1 rRNA gene is annotated in these 1,323 nt (G+C 56.9%); it reads right to left on the bottom strand.

The features are described 5' to 3' along the window. Window positions 1-1,276 (bottom strand): 23S ribosomal RNA (locus AB0O19_RS38465); the annotation flags it as partial. Between the last annotated feature and the right edge of the window lie 47 nt (window positions 1,277-1,323).

Raw genomic sequence — 1,323 nt, forward strand, 5'->3', positions numbered from 1 at the left:
TGCTGCAATGACACGACTTCGGTGATGTGCTTGAGCCCCGCTACATTGTCGGCGCGGAATCACTTGACCAGTGAGCTATTACGCACTCTTTCAAGGGTGGCTGCTTCTAAGCCAACCTCCTGGTTGTCTCTGCGACTCCACATCCTTTCCCACTTAGCACACGCTTAGGGACCTTAGTCGGTGTTCTGGGCTGTTTCCCTCTCGACCATGGAGCTTATCCCCCACAGTCTCACTGCCACGCTCTCACTTACCGGCATTCGGAGTTTGGCTAAGGTCAGTAACCCGGTAAGGCCCATCGCCTATCCAGTGCTCTACCTCCGGCAAGAAACACGTGACGCTGCACCTAAATGCATTTCGGGGAGAACCAGCTATAACGGAGTTTGATTGGCCTTTCACCCCTAACCACAGGTCATCCCCCAGGTTTTCAACCCTGGTGGGTTCGGTCCTCCACACGGTCTTACCCGCGCTTCAACCTGCCCATGGCTAGATCACTCCGCTTCGGGTCTTGGGCATGCAACTCAACCGCCCTATTCGGACTCGCTTTCGCTACGGCTACCCCACACGGGTTAACCTCGCTACACACCGCAAACTCGCAGGCTCATTCTTCAAAAGGCACGCAGTCACGGCCCACCAGCAAGCTGATGAACGACGCTCCCACGGCTTGTAGGCACACGGTTTCAGGTACTATTTCACTCCGCTCCCGCGGTACTTTTCACCATTCCCTCACGGTACTATCCGCTATCGGTCACCAGGGAATATTTAGGCTTAGCGGGTGGTCCCGCCAGATTCACACGGGATTTCTCGGGCCCCGTGCTACTTGGGAGTTTCTCAAACGAGCCGTACAGATTTCGTCTACGGGGGTCTTACCCTCTACGCCGGACCTTTCGCATGTCCTTCGACTACCCATACGGTTTCTGACTCGCCGACCGGCCGGCAGACCGATCAAGAAAAATCCCACGACCCCGCGATGGCAACCCCTGCCGGGTCTCACACCATCACGGTTTAGCCTCATCCGGTTTCGCTCGCCACTACTCCCGGAATCACGGTTGTTTTCTCTTCCTGCGGGTACTGAGATGTTTCACTTCCCCGCGTTCCCTCCACACTGCCTATGTGTTCAGCAGCGGGTGACAGCCCATGACGACTGCCGGGTTTCCCCATTCGGAAACCCCCGGATCAAAGCCTGGTTGACGGCTCCCCGGGGACTATCGTGGCCTCCCACGTCCTTCATCGGTTCCTGGTGCCAAGGCATCCACCGTGCGCCCTTAAAAACTTGGCCACAGATGCTCGCGTCCACTGTGCAGTTCTCAAACAACGACCAGTCAC

It is taken from the genome of Kitasatospora sp. NPDC091276 (assembly GCF_040684355.1).
Taxonomy (GTDB): Bacteria; Actinomycetota; Actinomycetes; order Streptomycetales; family Streptomycetaceae; genus Kitasatospora.